The sequence below is a fragment of the Pseudocitrobacter vendiensis genome (assembly GCF_943590815.1).
In the GTDB taxonomy this organism is placed as follows: domain Bacteria; phylum Pseudomonadota; class Gammaproteobacteria; order Enterobacterales; family Enterobacteriaceae; genus Pseudocitrobacter; species Pseudocitrobacter vendiensis.
Map to the genome: position 1 here is coordinate 39,558 of NZ_CALSBS010000005.1, position 16,538 is coordinate 56,095.

The 16,538-nt window shown below is 52.3% G+C and carries 18 protein-coding genes and 1 other annotated feature; of the genes, 9 read left to right on the forward strand and 9 right to left on the reverse strand.

Annotated features, from left to right (window positions below; genetic code table 11):
* Positions 1-64: 64 nt before the first annotated feature.
* The 3 genes from NMC31_RS07545 to dacD form a co-directional block, all read right to left on the reverse strand.
* The gene (locus tag NMC31_RS07545; protein WP_253897482.1) at positions 65-1,123 is read right to left on the reverse strand and encodes an FUSC family protein; all 1,059 of its coding nucleotides are present in this window, start codon (positions 1,121-1,123) and stop codon (positions 65-67) included.
* 90 nt (positions 1,124-1,213) lie between these two features.
* Positions 1,214-1,687 (reverse strand): DNA gyrase inhibitor SbmC, encoded by a 474-nt coding sequence (gene sbmC / locus NMC31_RS07550; protein WP_149462339.1) that lies wholly within the window; start codon positions 1,685-1,687, stop codon positions 1,214-1,216.
* A gap of 116 nt (positions 1,688-1,803) precedes the next feature.
* Positions 1,804-2,970: a serine-type D-Ala-D-Ala carboxypeptidase DacD gene (dacD, locus tag NMC31_RS07555; protein ID WP_149462340.1), complete on the reverse strand. Its 1,167-nt coding sequence runs from the start codon at positions 2,968-2,970 to the stop codon at positions 1,804-1,806.
* Between the two features lie 190 nt (positions 2,971-3,160).
* On the opposite strand from dacD, the gene sbcB reads away from it, so the two are divergent.
* The 7 genes from sbcB (at position 3,161) to NMC31_RS07590 (ending at position 10,344) form a co-directional block, all read left to right on the forward strand.
* The gene (sbcB, locus tag NMC31_RS07560) at positions 3,161-4,585 is read left to right on the forward strand and encodes an exodeoxyribonuclease I (RefSeq protein WP_253897483.1); all 1,425 of its coding nucleotides are present in this window, start codon (positions 3,161-3,163) and stop codon (positions 4,583-4,585) included.
* Positions 4,586-4,751: 166 nt separating this feature from the next.
* The gene (locus tag NMC31_RS07565) at positions 4,752-5,357 is read left to right on the forward strand and encodes a CDP-alcohol phosphatidyltransferase family protein (protein WP_149462342.1); all 606 of its coding nucleotides are present in this window, start codon (positions 4,752-4,754) and stop codon (positions 5,355-5,357) included.
* A complete protein-coding gene (locus NMC31_RS07570; protein WP_436649891.1) occupies positions 5,336-6,271 on the forward strand; it encodes a phosphatidate cytidylyltransferase in 936 nt (311 codons plus the stop codon). Before NMC31_RS07565 ends, NMC31_RS07570 begins: the two co-directional genes overlap by 22 nt.
* 3 nt (positions 6,272-6,274) lie before the next feature.
* Positions 6,275-6,916, forward strand: coding sequence for a lysophospholipid acyltransferase family protein (locus NMC31_RS07575; protein ID WP_253897485.1), 642 nt, complete (start codon positions 6,275-6,277; stop codon positions 6,914-6,916).
* Positions 6,909-8,669: a bifunctional alpha/beta hydrolase/class I SAM-dependent methyltransferase gene (locus NMC31_RS07580; protein ID WP_253897486.1), complete on the forward strand. Its 1,761-nt coding sequence runs from the start codon at positions 6,909-6,911 to the stop codon at positions 8,667-8,669. Before NMC31_RS07575 ends, NMC31_RS07580 begins: the two co-directional genes overlap by 8 nt.
* Complete coding sequence (locus NMC31_RS07585) at positions 8,666-9,952, forward strand: phosphatase PAP2/dual specificity phosphatase family protein (RefSeq protein WP_253897487.1); 1,287 nt, start codon at positions 8,666-8,668, stop codon at positions 9,950-9,952. Before NMC31_RS07580 ends, NMC31_RS07585 begins: the two co-directional genes overlap by 4 nt.
* On the forward strand, positions 9,928-10,344 hold the full coding sequence (locus NMC31_RS07590; RefSeq protein WP_253897488.1) for a hypothetical protein: 417 nt from the start codon (positions 9,928-9,930) through the stop codon (positions 10,342-10,344). Before NMC31_RS07585 ends, NMC31_RS07590 begins: the two co-directional genes overlap by 25 nt.
* Before the next feature lie 29 nt (positions 10,345-10,373).
* Here NMC31_RS07590 and tsuB read toward each other — a convergent pair whose 3' ends face one another.
* From tsuB to NMC31_RS07615, 6 genes are all read right to left on the reverse strand, one after another.
* Positions 10,374-10,601, reverse strand: a complete 228-nt coding sequence (tsuB, locus tag NMC31_RS07595) for a thiosulfate utilization sulfurtransferase TsuB/YeeD (protein WP_015963873.1) — start codon at positions 10,599-10,601, stop codon at positions 10,374-10,376.
* 14 nt (positions 10,602-10,615) lie between these two features.
* Positions 10,616-11,671, reverse strand: coding sequence for a thiosulfate utilization transporter TsuA/YeeE (gene tsuA, locus NMC31_RS07600; protein ID WP_149462347.1), 1,056 nt, complete (start codon positions 11,669-11,671; stop codon positions 10,616-10,618).
* A gap of 186 nt (positions 11,672-11,857) precedes the next feature.
* Complete coding sequence (gene plaP / locus NMC31_RS07605) at positions 11,858-13,216, reverse strand: putrescine/proton symporter PlaP (RefSeq protein WP_108475161.1); 1,359 nt, start codon at positions 13,214-13,216, stop codon at positions 11,858-11,860.
* Positions 13,206-13,268 carry a membrane protein YoeI gene (gene yoeI, locus NMC31_RS26165; RefSeq protein WP_108475379.1) on the reverse strand — a complete coding sequence of 21 codons (63 nt, stop codon included), beginning with the start codon at positions 13,266-13,268 and terminating at the stop codon, positions 13,206-13,208. The genes plaP and yoeI overlap by 11 nt, the downstream gene beginning before the upstream one ends.
* A gap of 230 nt (positions 13,269-13,498) precedes the next feature.
* On the reverse strand, positions 13,499-14,416 hold the full coding sequence (locus NMC31_RS07610; protein WP_149462348.1) for a LysR family transcriptional regulator: 918 nt from the start codon (positions 14,414-14,416) through the stop codon (positions 13,499-13,501).
* A 37-nt stretch (positions 14,417-14,453) separates the two neighbouring features.
* Positions 14,454-15,278, reverse strand: a complete 825-nt coding sequence (locus NMC31_RS07615) for an SDR family oxidoreductase (protein WP_253897489.1) — start codon at positions 15,276-15,278, stop codon at positions 14,454-14,456.
* Between the two features lie 178 nt (positions 15,279-15,456).
* Between NMC31_RS07615 and hisL the strand changes: the two genes are divergently transcribed.
* Entirely contained in the window at positions 15,457-15,507 is a 51-nt protein-coding gene (hisL, locus tag NMC31_RS07620) for a his operon leader peptide (protein ID WP_113857321.1), read from the forward strand.
* Positions 15,483-15,603 (forward strand) — a sequence feature (His leader region). It overlaps the preceding gene by 25 nt.
* A gap of 33 nt (positions 15,604-15,636) precedes the next feature.
* Positions 15,637-16,536: an ATP phosphoribosyltransferase gene (gene hisG / locus NMC31_RS07625; RefSeq protein ID WP_149462350.1), complete on the forward strand. Its 900-nt coding sequence runs from the start codon at positions 15,637-15,639 to the stop codon at positions 16,534-16,536.
* The last annotated feature ends 2 nt before the right edge of the window (positions 16,537-16,538 follow it).

Sequence of the window (16,538 nt, forward strand, 5' to 3'; positions counted from 1 at the left end):
TCATCATAACCCTAAACGCTGCTGAATCGAAACAACCCAGGGCCAAAGGTGTTGCATTCGTCGCTTATTTACGCAGCGCGCGGCAGATAAGCAGGGATAAGAGCTCAAGCTGACGCGCCAGCTCCATGCTGAGCCACACGTAGCCATGAATGGGCGTCTCCACCAAATGATTGCTTTTGTGCTCCGTCAGCAACTGGCGGAGCTCATCGACGATCTCGTTGAGTTTTTCCGTGTTCGCTTTTACCGGCTGCGGGTTACCTTCGTACAGCGCATGGGCGATGGTTAATAGCGTTTGCTGCGTCATCTGCTGCGTTTCGCGTAGCGTATGAGCATTAAGCATTAAAAAGTGGCTTTCACGAGACGCCCAGTGCGCGTTAATTTGCAACTCAAGCATACAAACGAGATTGCGGCTCACGGTCTGGATACCTTCGAATACCGATTTCTGGATATGCGTTTCTTTGCTGGCAGGCGTAATCAGCCCGCGGATTTTCACCACATCATTCAATACTTTTTGCAGATGTTTTTCCAGATGCGGCCGTTCCACCAGATTAGGTGAAAACCCGGCCTGATAGAGACGATTAAACTGGGTCACAAAGGCCGCCATCTGGATACGCCAGTGGATAAACGCCCGTTGCGGCCAGACACCGGTGAAAAGCATCGCCAGCAGCGAACCGAAAATAACGTCGCCGCTTCGCCACAGCGCAGTATGCATATCGCCCGGCGGTGCGCCGACCACCACGCCCAGCGTAATGCCAATCAGCAGTGCCTGATAGGGACGTTTCCCGAGCGTCAGCCAACCGCACAGGAACATTGCCCCGGCACACCACATCAGCATCAGCGGTAAAGAAATGAGTTCAAGTTTAAGCGCAATTAAACCCAGCGCCGAGCCGAGGATAGTGCCACCAATACGCTGAAAGGCACGCGGCACCACGTTTCCCCAGAACGAGATGGGCCCCATGATAACCACGAGAGTAATCAGCGGCCACGAGCCTTCCGGAATGTCAAAAATACGTACAATCAGAAAGGCCAGCACAAATGCCAGGGCTATACGGATACCGTGGACGATACGGTAATTGCGGTATAGCCGAATTTCAAAAGGACTGAGTGATTTGTCAGGACGCACACCGGTTCTCCGGCAGAACTAAAGAGCGCAATTGTACCTGCTTTTGCCCGGCTCGCATCATGAGGCGAAAAAAATCTTTCACCTTAATTTTCAGACCACGTTTCGCGCCACCGCAACGTACATCTGAATATCCCAGTAGCCATCCTGATTGCCGTCGTTGAGATAGATTTCGAAGCAGGGCTTGCCATCAATGTGATACGCATTGTCTTTCAGCAATACGTCAAAGAATTGCAGCCATGGCGTGGAAAAATCATGCTCAAGAACCCGCGCGCTGGCAACCGCATATTCGCCGCCATCAATATGGGTGAGGATGACGCCCTCGCTATTGGGTGGCAATGTGAAATTGTCAGCCACCGTCACCACCGTATTGCAGCGCAGTTTTTCAGGCGGCACTTCATCGGGGTTATCGAAATAGACGGCTACCCACTCCTTCGCCGGTATTGACTGAGTGTCTACCCACATCATCAGTTGCTCAAAACCCTGCTTAACGGTTTCTTCCCATGGGCCAACCAGATGGAAACCGGCGACGGTACGGGCGTGGACATGTTCGATACTGTAGTGCATAGATCCCCCTCAGACAGAGTTTACTGTATATAGATACAGTAAAATATAGCAGTGCCTTACCTGATAGTATGTGCACTGCTTCACATTGTCGCCAGGGGATGACGGAGGTGTCAGCGTTACGCTTTATGGTGGAAATAGTCGCTCAGGCGCGAGAACATCCCCCCCTTATTGACACTCTCCAGCGTGACCAGCGGCCAGTGAGCGACAATCTTATCGCGGTCATAAAGTTGAATTTCCCCCACGCGCTGATGCGCGGCGATAGGTGCTTCCAGCTCTTTGCCGTCCAGCACGTATTTCGCCTTAATGTTGGGAATTTCCTTCTTCGGCAGCGCCAGCCAGAAATCCTGATCGGTGCCGAGATCAATCGTCTCTTTATCCCCGTACCAGATGCGCTCAGTGCCCACTTTTTTACCGTTTTGCAGCACCTGCACGGTGTCGAAATTCTGTTGTCCCCAGTGCAGCAATGTGCGCGCCTGCTCTTCACGCCCTTTCGGGCTGTCTGCGCCCATGACCACCGCAATCAGGCGGCGTTTGCCGTCAACCGCAGAGGCGATAAGGTTAAAGCCTGCGCCGGATGTATGGCCGGTTTTCAGGCCATCAACGTTCATGGTTTTATCCCACAACAGTCCGTTACGGTTCTGCTGCGTGATACCGTTCCACGTCAGGCTTTTCTCGCTGTACATGTGATAAAAATCAGGCTCGCCATGAATGATCGCGCGTGACAATACGGCGAGATCATAAGCAGAACTGTGCTGCCCCGGCGCATCCAGGCCATGCACCGTTTCAAAATGGGTATCGCGAAGTTTCAGCGTTTCCACATAGTGATTCATCATGGCGACGAACTGCGGCTGGCCCCCGGCGATGTAATCCGCCAGCGCGACGCAGGCGTCGTTCCCGGAATCGACAATCAGGCCACGGCTCAGATCGTGCACGCTGACCCGATCACCCTCTTTCAGGAACATCAGCGACGAGCCATCAAATACCGGATTGCCTTTCGCCCAGGCATCGCGGCCCACGGTGACGATATCGTCCGGCGTAATACGGTGGCTATCGATGGCGCGATCCACGACGTAACCGGTCATTAGCTTAGTCAGGCTTGCCGGGTTGCGCTGCTGGTGTTCATTTCCGGCAGTCAAAATTTGCCCGGTGGTATAATCCATTAATACCCAGGAACCGGCTTTAATTGCCGGTGGCGTGACGGGAGGAACCGCGCTGTCAGTAGCAAAGGCACAAGAAATACTCGAAGCGAGCAAAGATACAGCAATAAACAAACGGGCTTTCAACAGCAAATCCTCAGCAATTTCAAAATCGTGGTCCTTTTTACGGAACTTCCCGCTTTCATACAGCCATTAATTGCAAGAAAATATGACATAACCTGAATCGGCCTCGAAAACCCACCCTTCTGATGGGACTGTAAATCGTTTACCATGGTGTTAATTCGCCCGCTCGCTTATCAGGGATTACGTTAAGACCATGCAAGAACCTGCCAATACCCCCGGATTCCTCTTCCACGATTACGAAACCTTCGGCACCAGCCCGTCGCTGGATCGCCCGGCTCAGTTTGCCGCCATTCGTACCGATAACGATTTTACTATCGTCGGAGAGCCCGAGGTCTTTTACTGTAAACCCGCTGATGATTATCTGCCGCAACCGGAAGCGGTATTGATTACCGGCATTACCCCGCAGGAAGCGCGCGCGAAGGGCGATAACGAAGCTGCGTTCGCTCGCCGCATTCACGATCTTTTCACCGTGCCAAATACCTGTGTGGTGGGTTACAACAATGTGCGATTCGATGATGAAGTTACGCGCAATATCTTCTACCGCAACTTCTACGATCCTTACGCCTGGAGCTGGCAAAACCATAATTCGCGCTGGGATCTGCTGGATGTGATGCGCGCCTGCTATGCCCTGCGCCCGGAAGGGATCAACTGGCCAGAAAATGAAGACGGGTTGCCGAGCTTCCGTCTTGAACATCTGACCAAAGCGAACGGTATTGAGCACACTAACGCTCACGATGCGATGGCGGATGTTTATGCCACTATCGCCATGGCAAAACTGGTCAAAACCCAGCAGCCGAAGCTGTTTGACTATTTATATGCCTATCGCAGCAAGCAAAAACTGACCACGCTGATTGATGTGCCGCAAATGAAACCGCTGGTGCATGTGTCCGGGATGTTTGGCGCCTGGCGCGGCAATACCAGTTGGATTGCCCCGCTGGCCTGGCATCCGGACAACCGCAATGCGGTGATCATGGTGGATTTGGCTGGTGATATCTCTTCACTGCTGGATCTGGACACCGATACCCTGCGCGAACGTCTCTACACACCGAAAGCCGACCTTGGAGATGCCTCACCGGTTCCGGTGAAACTGGTGCATCTGAATAAATGCCCGGTGCTGGCCGTCGCGAATACTCTACGCCCGGAGGATGCCGAACGTCTGGGCATTAATCGCCAGCATTGTCTGGATAATCTTAAAGTTCTGCGCGAAAACCCGCAGGTACGTGAAAAAGTGGTGGCGATCTTCGCCGAAGCCGAGCCGTTCGTGCCGTCGCCGAATGTCGATGCGCAGCTCTATAATGGCTTCTTCAGCGATGCAGATCGGGCCGCAATGAAAATTGTGCTGGAAACCGAGCCGCGCAACCTGCCCGCGCTGGACCTTACCTTTGCCGATGCGCGTATTGAGAAATTGTTGTTTAACTACCGGGCGCGCAATTTCCCAGGCTCGCTGGACGAGCAGGAGCAGATGCGCTGGCTGGAACATCGCCGCGATATCTTTACGCCGGAGTTTTTACAAGCCTATATGCAGCAACTGGAAGCGCTGTACGCGCAGTATGAAGGGAACAGTGAGAAACTGGCACTGCTGAAAGCGCTGTATCAGTACGCGCAGGAAATTGTTTAACGCTCGCCGCACTGTTAATAGACGGTTAGTGTTTTGCCTTTAAGCCCGCACGCGACTCGTGACGGGCTCTTTTCCGAATTTGCCTCTTCCGAATAAAAAGCGTTTCCTCCATGCGGATGTGTAGGCGCATCATACCCGGGTCGAAAATTATTCACGGAATAGAATAATGACCCTCTACCAGATAAAACCCGCCTTTCAGCGCCTATTGCGTCCGATGATGTTTTGGCTGCATAAACATCACATTACGCCTAATCACATCACACTCTCTGCGTTGGCACTCTCGTTTATCACAGGCGGCATACTGGCCATCTTCCCTGACCCGGGTTTATTTGTGCTTCTGCCCGTCGTGCTGTTCATTCGTATGGCGCTCAATGCTCTGGATGGCATGCTTGCCCGTGAGTGCAATCAGAAAACATCCCTCGGGGCTATTTTGAATGAAACAGGGGATGTGCTTTCCGATGTTGCACTCTACTTACCCTTCATGCTTCTCCCCGACAGTAACGCCATTCTTATTCTATTCATGCTGTTTTGCGCGCTGATGACAGAGTTCTGTGGGGTATTGGCACAAACACTCACCGGTAATCGCAGTTATACCGGGCCGTTTGGCAAGAGTGACAGAGCACTGGTATTCGGCGCGTGGGGGCTTGCATTGACATTCTGGCCCTCGTTAGTGCAATGGAATAACGCATTATGGGGCATGGCGACGCTACTGTTGCTCTGGACAGTGGTGAATCGTTGCCGCAGTGCGATATGCCAGGGAGAGACGACATAATGTTGCTTGAGAAATCGCTGGCGGCTATCTATTTACTCTTATTGCTCGCCACGCTAATCAATGGATTACTGGTGCTGCTACGTCCGGGGAAAAACTGGCGAGAACTCACGCTACGTATACGTACCTGGTGGATCATCATCATCCTGTTCTCACTGGCCCTGCTCAGCCCTCACTGGCTGGCACTTACTTTCTTCGCCCTGGTCAGTTTTGTCGCGCTGAAAGAATTTCTGACCCTGGCGCCATTGCGTCAATCCGATCGCATGCCATTGTTATGGATGTTTATTGCTATTCCCCTTAACTACTGGCTGATTGGTATCGGCTGGTACGGCATGTTTACGATTTTTATTCCCGTGTATGTTTTTCTGTTCTTACCGACACGAATGGTGATTGCTGGTGACACTCACAACTTTTTACGAACAGCATCTCAGTTGCACTGGGGTCTGATGACGACGGTTTTTGCCTTCAGTCACGTCGCCTTTTTGCTCATTTTACCGTCAGACAATCAATCCACTGGCGCATTGTTGGTCCTTTTTTTGGTCGGTCTGACAGAGCTAAACGACATAGCGCAATATCTATGGGGCAAATCGCTGGGTCATATCAAAGTGACGCCTAAAGTCAGCCCTAATAAAACGTTGGCCGGCCTTTTGGGTGGGGTTGCAACCACCGCGCTCGTCGCAACAGTATTGGGGCCGGTACTCACACCGCTATCCTCGCCAATGGCATTAGCCGCTGGGACGATCATCGGCATAACGGGTTTCTGTGGCGATGTTGTGATGTCAGCCATTAAACGTGACATCGGTGTGAAAGACAGCGGAACCCTCTTACCCGGCCATGGAGGCATCCTCGATCGTCTGGATTCACTGCTCTTTACTGCACCGGTCTTCTTCCATTTCATTCGTTACTATTATTACTAATCTATGCAGAAACGTATTCTTCGCTCGCTTTTCTCGCTTTGCATTGTCTGGCCCGTAATGTGGCTATGGTTAGGGCTACGAATCAGGCACCGTGAAAAACTGCCCAAACATGGCCCGTCGATTGTCGTGGCGAATCATAATAGCCATATGGATGTATTTGCACTGTTGTCTCTCTTTCCACTGCGTCAGCAGGCCAGCGTTCACCCCGTTGCGGCGGCGGATTACTTCCTGCGAAACAAGGTAATGGCGTGGTTTTCGCTAAACATCCTCAACATTATTCCCGTCTCACGCAAAGGGGGCGACAACAACCCACTGGCGTTATGTGAACAAGCGCTGCGAGAAGGCAAAACGGTCATTCTGTTTCCTGAAGGTACACGTGGCGACCCAGGCATTCTGTCGCCTCTCAAATCAGGCGTTTGGCACTTGAGTCAGGCGGTGCCGGAAGTGCCCATCGTCCCCATCTGGCTTCGCGGAACGGACCAGGCGATGGCGAAAGGAAGCGTTATCCCCCTGCCTTTATTTATCGATGTCACTGTCGGGGATGCGTTGTATTTCAATCAGGATAAACAGCTATCTATGAGCATGCTAAAGGAACAACTGCAGGCTCTTGAGCAACAAACAACAGGGAATCATCCTCATGATTAATACACGGACACCTGAAGAGCGACAATTTCTTACCAGCGATAATGTTGAGCTGTTTTATCGCTACTGGCCCGCAACCGCGGGCGGGACGGCGCGAAAAGTGATTGTGTTATTTCACCGTGGTCACGAGCATTCAGGTCGCCTGCAGCACATCGTCGATGAACTTGCCATGCCAGACACGACGTTTTACGCCTGGGACGCCAGAGGACATGGTCGCTCTCCTGGCCTTCGAGGCTTCAGTCCCTCACTGGCTCGTTCGGTGCTGGATGTCGACGAGTTTGTCCGCTTCACTGCGCGTGATAGCGGGGTTCCGTTGGAGGACATCGTTGTGGTGGCACAAAGCGTTGGTGCGGTGCTGGCAGCAACCTGGGCGCATGATTATGCGCCCAGGTTGCGCGGGCTGGTTCTGGCTTCCCCCGCGTTTAAGGTTAAACTTTACGTACCTTTTGCCCGTCCCGGGCTGGCGTTGCTGCATCGATTACGTGGCCTCTTTTTCGTGAACTCTTATGTGAAAGGTAAATATCTGACTCATGATCCTGACCGGGTGGTGAGCTTCAACCAGGATCCGCTGATTACCCGTCCGATTGCTGTGAATATTCTGCTCGATCTCTATAAAACGGCGGAGCGCGTGGTCAGTGATGCCAGCGCAATTACTCTGCCTGTTCAGATGTTGGTCTCGGGGGAAGATTACGTCGTGCATCGCCAGCCGCAGCTTGATTTCTACCATAATCTACGTAATCAAAATAAAGAGCTGCACGTTCTGCCAGGTTTTTATCACGATACACTTGGCGAAAAAGATCGCTATCTGGCATTTGATAAAATGCGTGAATTCATTGACAGGCTTTATACCAATCCACCACAGCATTTTGACTACAGTTCAGAAGACCAGCGGAGCCCGGGTGCCGACAACTGGCGCATGTTAAGCGGAGGGCCTGAGCCTTATTCATTGGATGACTTCGTCTATCGCGGCTTACGTTATGGCATGAAAATACTGGGCACGCAGTCCAGTGGCGTACGCCTTGGTTTTGAGACTGGCTTTGATTCCGGCAGTACACTCGACTATGTCTATCGTAATCAGCCACAGGGAAGCAGCATATTAGGGCGCATGATTGATAAGAACTACCTCGACAGTGTGGGCTGGAAAGGTATTCGCCAGCGCAAAATTCATCTTCAGAGGCTTATAAGGCAAGCGGTCGAACAGCTAACAGCAGAAAACAGGCCAGTGCGCGTGGTCGATATTGCTGCCGGACATGGACGCTATGTGCTCGATGCGCTGGAAGACAATGCTGCGGCAACGGACATCCTCTTGCGCGATTTCAGTGAATTAAATGTGGCAAAAGGTCAGGAGATGATCGCAGGTCGCGGTATGGCTGGTCGCGCACGATTCGAAAAAGGTGACGCGTTTAATCGCCAGGATTTAGCCGCCCTCACCCCGCGCCCAACACTCGGAATTGTCTCTGGGCTGTACGAACTTTTTCCGGAAAACGAGATGGTACGTCGCTCGCTTGCGGGAATGGCTGACGCCATTGAGCCTGGCGGAATTTTGATCTATACCGGGCAGCCCTGGCATCCGCAATTAAAAACAATTGCCTGGTCCCTCACCAGTCATAAAGATGGCAAAGCGTGGGTTATGCGTGTTCGAACCCAGGGGGAGATGGACGCCCTCGTCCGCGAGGCTGGTTTCGATAAGTGTGCACAGCTTATTGATGAATGGGGTATTTTCACGGTTTCACTGGCTGTGCGCCGCGCCTCATGACCACCCGACTCACCCTCTTCAGGCAAGGAGTGGGCTGGCTAATAGTGCTGGCCCCCTTTTTTTTCTTAACCTATGGGCAGGTGAACCAGTTCACTGCCGGACGCAGCGACGTCGGGAGTGTCGTCTTTTGCTGGGAACAGAATATTCCTTTCTTGCCACTGACCATCCTGCCTTACTGGAGCCTCGATCTCCTGTACGGTCTATCATTGTTTGTTTGCACGTCACGCCATGAACAGCGCCGGCTGGTTTGCCAGTTGTTACTGGCTTCGCTGATAGCCTGCGCAGGTTTCCTGTTGTTTCCTTTACAGTTTACTTTTACCCGGCCAGATGTAACCGGCTTTACAGGTTGGTTATTTGCACAGCTTGAACACGTCGACTTGCCTTATAACCAATCCCCTTCTTTGCACATTATTCTCAGCTGGCTGCTATGGCGTCATTTCTCTCGGCATTTACCTGATCGATGGCAATCGTTAAATACCGGCTGGTTTTTTCTGATTGCCATTTCGGTTCTGACAACCTGGCAACATCACTTTATTGATGTTCTCACGGGATTCGCTGTGGGGTTATTCATCGACTGGCTTATCCCTGAGAAGGGTAACTGGCATGGGCAATTAGCGACAGAGAAAAAGAGGCAACTAAGCTTGCGCTATCTTAGCGCCATGCTGGTTGCACTTTGCGCGACCCTCATCACGCCCTGGTTTTGGTGGCCCACATTAGCCTTATTTATCGTAACCCTGGCTTACGGCGTAGCGGGTGTGAATGCGCTACAGAAAGATGAAAAAGGAAGAATTGCTCCAGCTGCGTGGTGGTTATTACTGCCATGGCGCGCAGGAATGTGGCTATCCATGCGTTTATACGCGCGAATTTTACCCCCGATTAGCCCGGTCAGGGAGGGAGTCTCCATTTCCATCTATCCGCGTACATTACCCGTTCAACAGGCCGTACTCGATCTCACCAGCGAATTCCCACGCTCTCGTTCAACGGGTGGCAAAACTTACTGCTGTGTACCGATGTTAGATTTGGTTATTCCGGACATCACTCTACTACACCGTGCAGTAACGGAACTGGAACAACTGCGCGCAAACCATGGCAGCGTGCTGGTACATTGCGCGCTGGGGTTATCACGTAGCGCACTGGTCACCGCAGCCTGGTTGATTTACCGAAATCCACAACTTGAACCTTCGGCTGCCATAGCAATGATTCAACAGGCCAGACCGGAAGTTGTATTTACACCCGCATCCAGAGAACTCTTGCAAAGATGGAAAACAGAGAAAATCAATTAAACAGCGCGGCGTTGTTACATCGTCAGCTTGTGCAAGATACGCTTGAGAGTTCGCGTTTTTTCATGTTTTTTTCCATTCCGCCCATGATTTGGATACTGCTGTCGAGACCTTGTTTAACCCCGGGCTTGTTCACGGGATTAATGACGTTTGTATGCGGGCTCATCTGGTACGGATGCTGGAGACTTTGGCTTGATACCCGGTACCTTCGCGCGATCGACGAAAAGAATAATCATCTTGCGGGAGAGGCACTTTTTTTTATATGGCAGCGTAAGAAGCTTCAATCGCTGACGTTTGCACAACGTCAAGCAGGGGCCTTAAAGCAATATAAATTGACGATGTTGCTTACCGGTATTCTGTGGCTTATTTGGGTCGTTGTATTGGTCGCAAGGTAATACGCCCCGCACCTGCGGGGCGCACTCTATCAGGCTTTCTGCACCGTAATGCTCCAGGCAGCATCGCCCGCCTGCTGGAAATCAGTCACGGTGTGCCCCTCTTCCGCCGCCCACTGAGGAATAGCTTCCGTCGCCTGGGTGCAGTCGAATTCAATCACCAGTTGGTCCCCGCTGGCCATTTCGGCCATTGCAGCTTTTGCTTCAATCAAGGGAAACGGGCACACCTGGGTGACCACATCGAGTTTTTTTACCGTCATCTTTTTTACTCCTGTTATGCCGTAGCGGTTTTCAGCTTCGCTTTACGCTGCGGACGCACATACAACATCCACGACGCGGTCCACACGCCGAGGATCATAAATACCAGACCAATCCAGCCCTGCCAGGTCATCATTGCGGTCATCACCAGGCCATTACCGATCGAGCAACCGCCTGCAATGCTGGCGCCGAAGCCCATCAGTACGCCGCCGGAAGCACTGCGCAGCGTGGTGCTGGCATCGGCGGCACGCACGCGGAATTCGCGGCTACCTTTGGCTGCGATAAAGGAACCGAGGAAAATACCCAGCACCAGGAAGACGCCCCAGTTAACGTATTTGCTTTCGCCAGAAACGAGGAATTGCAGAATGTTGGCGGTCGGCGAGGTGATGCCTAAACCGAACATACGCCCGGTGGCTTCGCTCAGCGGCCATGCCAGCAAAGCAATAAGCCCAATCAATACGGCGGTGACAAACGGATGCCAGCGTTTCTCAAACAACAGATGCGCCAGCCCTGTCCGGCGTGGCGGTAGTGACGCAACCTTCAGCTTCGGCTTACGCAACTCTTTGCTGACCAGCCAGAGGGTGGCAATCAGCAGCACCGCAATCAGCGGCCAGACGGAGATATTAAGGGTTTCCGCAATACCATTATGCGCAGTGGTGTGCTGCCCCAGAAACGCGTTCAGGCCGGCTGCGTGCGGCGAGCGCATCACCGCGCTCATCACCATATAGGTGACCAGCGCAATCCAGCTGCCAATCAGCCCTTCCCCGGCACGGTACCAGGTACCGGTCGCACAACCACCTGCATAGACAATACCAATACCAAAGACAAAACCGCCCACTACGGTGCCAAGCCACGGAAACGCGCCCGCGTCATACTGCACCAGCCCGGTTTGAATCAGCGCGAAGACGCCAAGGCTTTGAACCGAAATGGCAATCAGTAAGGCATAAAACATGCGATTGTTTTTCGCGATATACATATCGCGGAAGCCGCCCGTCAGGCAGAAGCGACCACGCTGCATCACAAACCCCAGCAACGCGCCACAAATTATTCCGCTCACGATCATCTGCAACATAAAAATTAATCAACCTGGAAAATATCAGTGCGTAAATTATTCCAGCCACACCTGCCAGGGACCAATAACCAAAACCTCTATGATATTCCGTTTGGTTATTTATCGATTATTTTTAGAAACCGCGTGAAATTAGGGCATAAAAAAACCGGAGGCGTTTGGCCTCCGGTTTTCAGCGAATCTTAATGATTACGCGACATCTTCGTACTGCGGAACCGGATTGCGGAAGCTTTTGGTCACGCACGCCAGGTAGATCAGGCCGATAGCCGCCCAAATCAGACCCAGAACCATTGAGCTCTCTTCCAGGTTAACCCACAGTGCGCCAACGGTCAGCGCCCCACAGATTGGCAGGAACAGATACTGGAAGTGATCTTTCAGCGTTTTGTTACGCTTCTCGCGGATCCAGAACTGTGAAATAACAGACAGGTTCACGAAGGTGAACGCCACCAGCGCACCAAAGTTAATCAGCGCCGTTGCCATAACCAGGTCAAAGTTGATTGCCAGCAGAGCAATCGCGCCCACCAGAATGATGTTCATCGCCGGAGTACGCCATTTCGGGTGTACATAACCGAAGAAGCTTTTCGGGAACACGCCGTCACGACCCATTACGTACATCAGACGCGCAACGCCTGCGTGCGCCGCCATACCGGACGCCAGAACGGTAATGGTGGAGAAGATCAGTGCGCCAACCTGGAACGCTTTACCTGCAACGTACAGCATGATTTCAGGCTGTGACGCGTCCGGATCTTTAAAGCGAGAGATATCCGGGAAGTAAAGCTGCAGGAAATAGGTGGAGAAGATAAAGATCAGGCCACCGATCAGCGCAGTCAGGAAAATCGCACGCGGAATCACACGCTCAGCGTCTTTCGTCTCTTCAGACAGGTTGCTGATGCCATCAAAGCCGGTAAACGAGAAGCACAGAATCGTTGCCCCGGTAATCATCGGGATCACGTGCGCATCGCCAGACCAGAACGGACGTGTGCTGCTAAGCGTACCCGCACCTTCACCATGGAACAGACCATAAATAATCATGCCCAGAATCACCGCAATCAGCACCACCTGGAACACCACGATAACGGTATTGAAGTTGGCGACAGATTTAATGCTGCGCAGGTTAAAGGCGGTCATGAAGGCTACCAGCGCAATAACGAATACCCACGATGGGATAGACGGCACCAGTGCTTCAAAATAGATTTTCGCCAGCAGGATGTTGATCATCGGCGCGAACAGATAGTCGAGCAGCGACGACCAGCCCACCATAAAGCCTACGGTCGGGCTAATGGATTTCTGGGCGTAAGTATAGGCAGAACCTGCAGACGGGTAGCGACGTACCAGTTTGCCATAGCTCAGCGCGGTGAACAGAATCGCCACCAGTGCAAAGCCGTAGGCAGTCGGCACATGACCGTCTGTCAGACCAGATACGATACCGAACGTATCAAACAGCGTCATTGGCTGCATATAGGCAAGGCCCATCATGACAACCGGAATCAGCGTAAGGGTTTTACGTAATTCCACGCGAGAGGTGTTTGGAGTAGCGTTATGCGACATGGTTATTCTCCTTACGGGTGAAAACCGTCGCAAAAACAAAAAATTGCCCCATTTTTTTGATTTCCTCAGCGACAACAACTGTCGTTTTTTAAGTAAGTATCTATCCGGTACGAAGCCCGGCCTCTTTTATTGAATGATTTGTTTGATGCAAAAAAATAACCGACGCGTATTAAAACGTCGGTTAGTCTCATATTTTGCAAGCGGCACATTCTGCATCAAATTGACATAAAAATACAAGAGAATGTGAAGCCGATCGGCTAACTTCGCTGTCTAACCGATTGATTATTCAGCACCGGTCGAATTATAGACCGCAGCTATAGCACTATTTGCTAAAACAGCATCCCGCCACCATACACTGGCGAGCCCGGAGGTCTGTTCATTCCAGCCAATCCAGACCGGTTCAAAGGGGATATGGGCAACGACAGATTTTTCAACCAGCGCCCCACTTTCAAGGAAGCGTTGCGCGAGATATCGGGGTACATAACCACAACCTAAACCACTGATTTGTAATTCAAGTTTGGTTTTGAAATCGAAGACCGTGATCGCTTGTTGATCGTCAAGAAGTTGCTGAAATGTGGCACACTCTGATGAGGTGTTATCACCGACCACAATCGCGCGAAAACGTTTGATTGTACGCCGGGACAACGGCTCCGGCATTTGCGCCAACGGATGATGCGCCGCCACCACAAAAATCTGCTCCAGTTGGCCAAGAGGCATAAACCCAAAGCCGCTTAACGGCGGCGGTTCACGCAATGCGCCGACGATAATATCCGCGTTGCCCTGAATTAGCGCCTGCCACGATCCGCCCAGAACGCCATTAATAAATTTCAGCCGGGTAACACTGTGATGTTGATAAAAGGTTTCAATTAATGGTGCCAGCAGTGAAAAAGGAAATGTATCATCCACGCCAATCACCAGTTCATTTTCCCAACCTTCGTGCAGTTTAATCGCCTGCTGCTCCAGCTCACGCACCGTGTGCAACACTTCTCTGCCTTTTTCCAGCAGCATCTGCCCGGTGCGGGTGAAGGTCGCCCGATGACCACTGCGATCAAGAAGTTGAATATTGAGGTCGCTTTCCAGCTTGTGAACGGTGTAACTGAGGGCTGAGGGGGTTTTGTAGAGCTTTGCCGACGCCGCGGCAAAGCTCCCTTCTTTATCTAATGCATCAAGAATAATCAGCACATCAAGCAAAGGCTTCATGGTCGTCCCCTTGCATCAGGCTGAACGCCGAGGCGGATTATTCCATCGGCATTAACAGCGGATCAGGATACTGGTATTCGAAACCCAGTTCATGGCAAATTCGGTTGCCATCAATAAGTTTGCCCGTGCCGCTGCCCGCATGCTGCGAAAACACCGGCGTCTCCAGTCCCAGCTCGCGCGCCATTTGCGGATAAAAAATTTCGCGGGCCGGATGGAGGGGCGCACATATATTATAGATATGTCCGCCTCTCGGAGCCTGCAATAACAGCGTAATCGCTGAAATCACATCCTCCAGATGCACCAGATTGACGCCATGCTGGCCGTCTGGCGCGGATTTCCCGGCGAAGAATCGGCCAGGATGACGACCCGGCCCCACCAGCCCCGCCAGACGCAAAATATCAACGGACGTCCCCGGCAGATGATGCAGCCAGTCTTCCAGCTCTTTCAGGACCTTGCCGCTCGACGTTACGGGGTCGCGCGGCGTACTCTCTTTAATCGTACCCTGCGTGTTACCGTACACCGAGGTTGAGCTGGTAAAAATAATGCGCGGGATATGATGCGCGAGTGCGGTATCCACTATCTCCTGTACCGCCTGGCGATAAAAATCCTCCCCCTCCCCGCTGCGACGCGCCGGTAAGGTAATGACCAGTGCGTCAACATTCATAAGCGCATCTAAATCATCCGCTTCACAAACCAGTTGCGGTTCAAGGCGTAACGGGTAACTGTCAATGCCGCACATCCGCGCCGCTTCCACTCCATCCTGCGTCGTTTTGCTGCCGGTAACCTGCCACCCACGCGCCGTCAGCGCCAGCGCCAGCGGCATGCCCAACCAACCTAATCCGACAATCGCGACCTTTTTCATGCCTGCTCTCCTGGTTTCTGGCTATCCTTCTTCTATAAGGCTACGCCAGCCTGCGAGAACTGACAATTTATACTGTGAATATGAAATGATTTAAAGATTGAAAAAACCCCTTGCCTTCAACGGTGAAAGTGGGCTAGGTTAAAAGACATCAAGTGAATACTCATTCAACGAGAAATTAATTATGTGCGTTCAATTTAAACACCACCATCATCACCATCATCCTGACTAGTCTTTCAGGCGATGTGTGCTGGGAGACGTCTAGATCTTCCAGTGGTGCATGAACGCAAGAGAGCCCCCGGAAGATTTCTTCCGGGGGCTTTTTTTTGAACTAAATTCAGCAGGGTAAGAGGAAATCAGAATGTTAGATAACAGCCGTTTACGCATAGCTATGCAGAAATCAGGTCGCCTGAGCGATGATTCACGCGAATTACTCGCCCGTTGCGGCATTAAAATCAATCTCCACACTCAGCGCCTGATCGCGATGGCGGAGAACATGCCTATCGATATTCTGCGCGTGCGTGACGACGATATTCCGGGGCTGATTATGGATGGCGTGGTCGACCTCGGCATCATCGGCGAAAACGTGCTGGAAGAAGAGCTGCTGAGCCGCCGTGCGCAAGGCGAAGACCCACGTTATTTCACCCTGCGTCGTCTTGATTTCGGCGGCTGTCGCCTGTCGCTGGCTACCGCCGTCGACGAAGCCTGGGATGGCCCGGCAGGTCTGGACGGCAAACGTATTGCCACCTCTTACCCGCACCTGCTCAAACGTTATCTCGACCAGAAAGGCATCGCGTTTAAATCTTGCCTGCTGAACGGTTCCGTCGAAGTCGCCCCGCGCGCTGGCCTCGCCGATGCAATTTGTGACCTGGTTTCCACCGGCGCAACGCTTGAAGCCAACGGACTGCGTGAAGTGGAAGTGATTTACCGCTCTAAAGCCTGTCTTATCCAGCGCGACGGCGAAATGAGCGAAGCCAAACAGCAGCTGATTGACCGTCTGCTGACCCGTATTCAGGGCGTTATTCAGGCGCGCGAATCGAAATACATCATGATGCACGCCCCAACCGAACGTCTGGATGAAGTGATCGCCCTGCTGCCGGGTGCCGAACGTCCAACCATTCTGCCGCTGGCGGGCGACCAACAGCGCGTAGCCATGCACATGGTGAGCAGCGAAACCCTATTCTGGGAAACAATGGAAAAACTGAAAGCGCTGGGTGCCAGCTCGATTCTGGTGCTGCCGATTGAGAAGATGATGGAGTAACG

What these genes read in the sequence shown, in the direction of transcription:
- NMC31_RS07580 (WP_253897486.1), top strand. Translation starts at nt 6,909, where the DNA reads ATGATTAATACACGGACACCTGAAGAGCGACAATTTCTTACCAGCGAT.
- NMC31_RS07610 (WP_149462348.1), bottom strand. Translation starts at nt 14,416, where the DNA reads ATGAAGCCTTTGCTTGATGTGCTGATTATTCTTGATGCATTAGATAAA.
- NMC31_RS07615 (WP_253897489.1), bottom strand. Translation starts at nt 15,278, where the DNA reads ATGAAAAAGGTCGCGATTGTCGGATTAGGTTGGTTGGGCATGCCGCTG.
- tsuA (WP_149462347.1), bottom strand. Translation starts at nt 11,671, where the DNA reads ATGTTGCAGATGATCGTGAGCGGAATAATTTGTGGCGCGTTGCTGGGG.
- NMC31_RS07585 (WP_253897487.1), top strand. Translation starts at nt 8,666, where the DNA reads ATGACCACCCGACTCACCCTCTTCAGGCAAGGAGTGGGCTGGCTAATA.
- NMC31_RS07575 (WP_253897485.1), top strand. Translation starts at nt 6,275, where the DNA reads ATGCAGAAACGTATTCTTCGCTCGCTTTTCTCGCTTTGCATTGTCTGG.
- hisG (WP_149462350.1), top strand. Translation starts at nt 15,637, where the DNA reads ATGTTAGATAACAGCCGTTTACGCATAGCTATGCAGAAATCAGGTCGC.
- NMC31_RS07565 (WP_149462342.1), top strand. Translation starts at nt 4,752, where the DNA reads ATGACCCTCTACCAGATAAAACCCGCCTTTCAGCGCCTATTGCGTCCG.
- plaP (WP_108475161.1), bottom strand. Translation starts at nt 13,216, where the DNA reads ATGTCGCATAACGCTACTCCAAACACCTCTCGCGTGGAATTACGTAAA.
- sbcB (WP_253897483.1), top strand. Translation starts at nt 3,161, where the DNA reads ATGCAAGAACCTGCCAATACCCCCGGATTCCTCTTCCACGATTACGAA.
- NMC31_RS07590 (WP_253897488.1), top strand. Translation starts at nt 9,928, where the DNA reads ATGGAAAACAGAGAAAATCAATTAAACAGCGCGGCGTTGTTACATCGT.
- tsuB (WP_015963873.1), bottom strand. Translation starts at nt 10,601, where the DNA reads ATGACGGTAAAAAAACTCGATGTGGTCACCCAGGTGTGCCCGTTTCCC.
- NMC31_RS07570 (WP_436649891.1), top strand. Translation starts at nt 5,336, where the DNA reads ATGCCAGGGAGAGACGACATAATGTTGCTTGAGAAATCGCTGGCGGCT.
- sbmC (WP_149462339.1), bottom strand. Translation starts at nt 1,687, where the DNA reads ATGCACTACAGTATCGAACATGTCCACGCCCGTACCGTCGCCGGTTTC.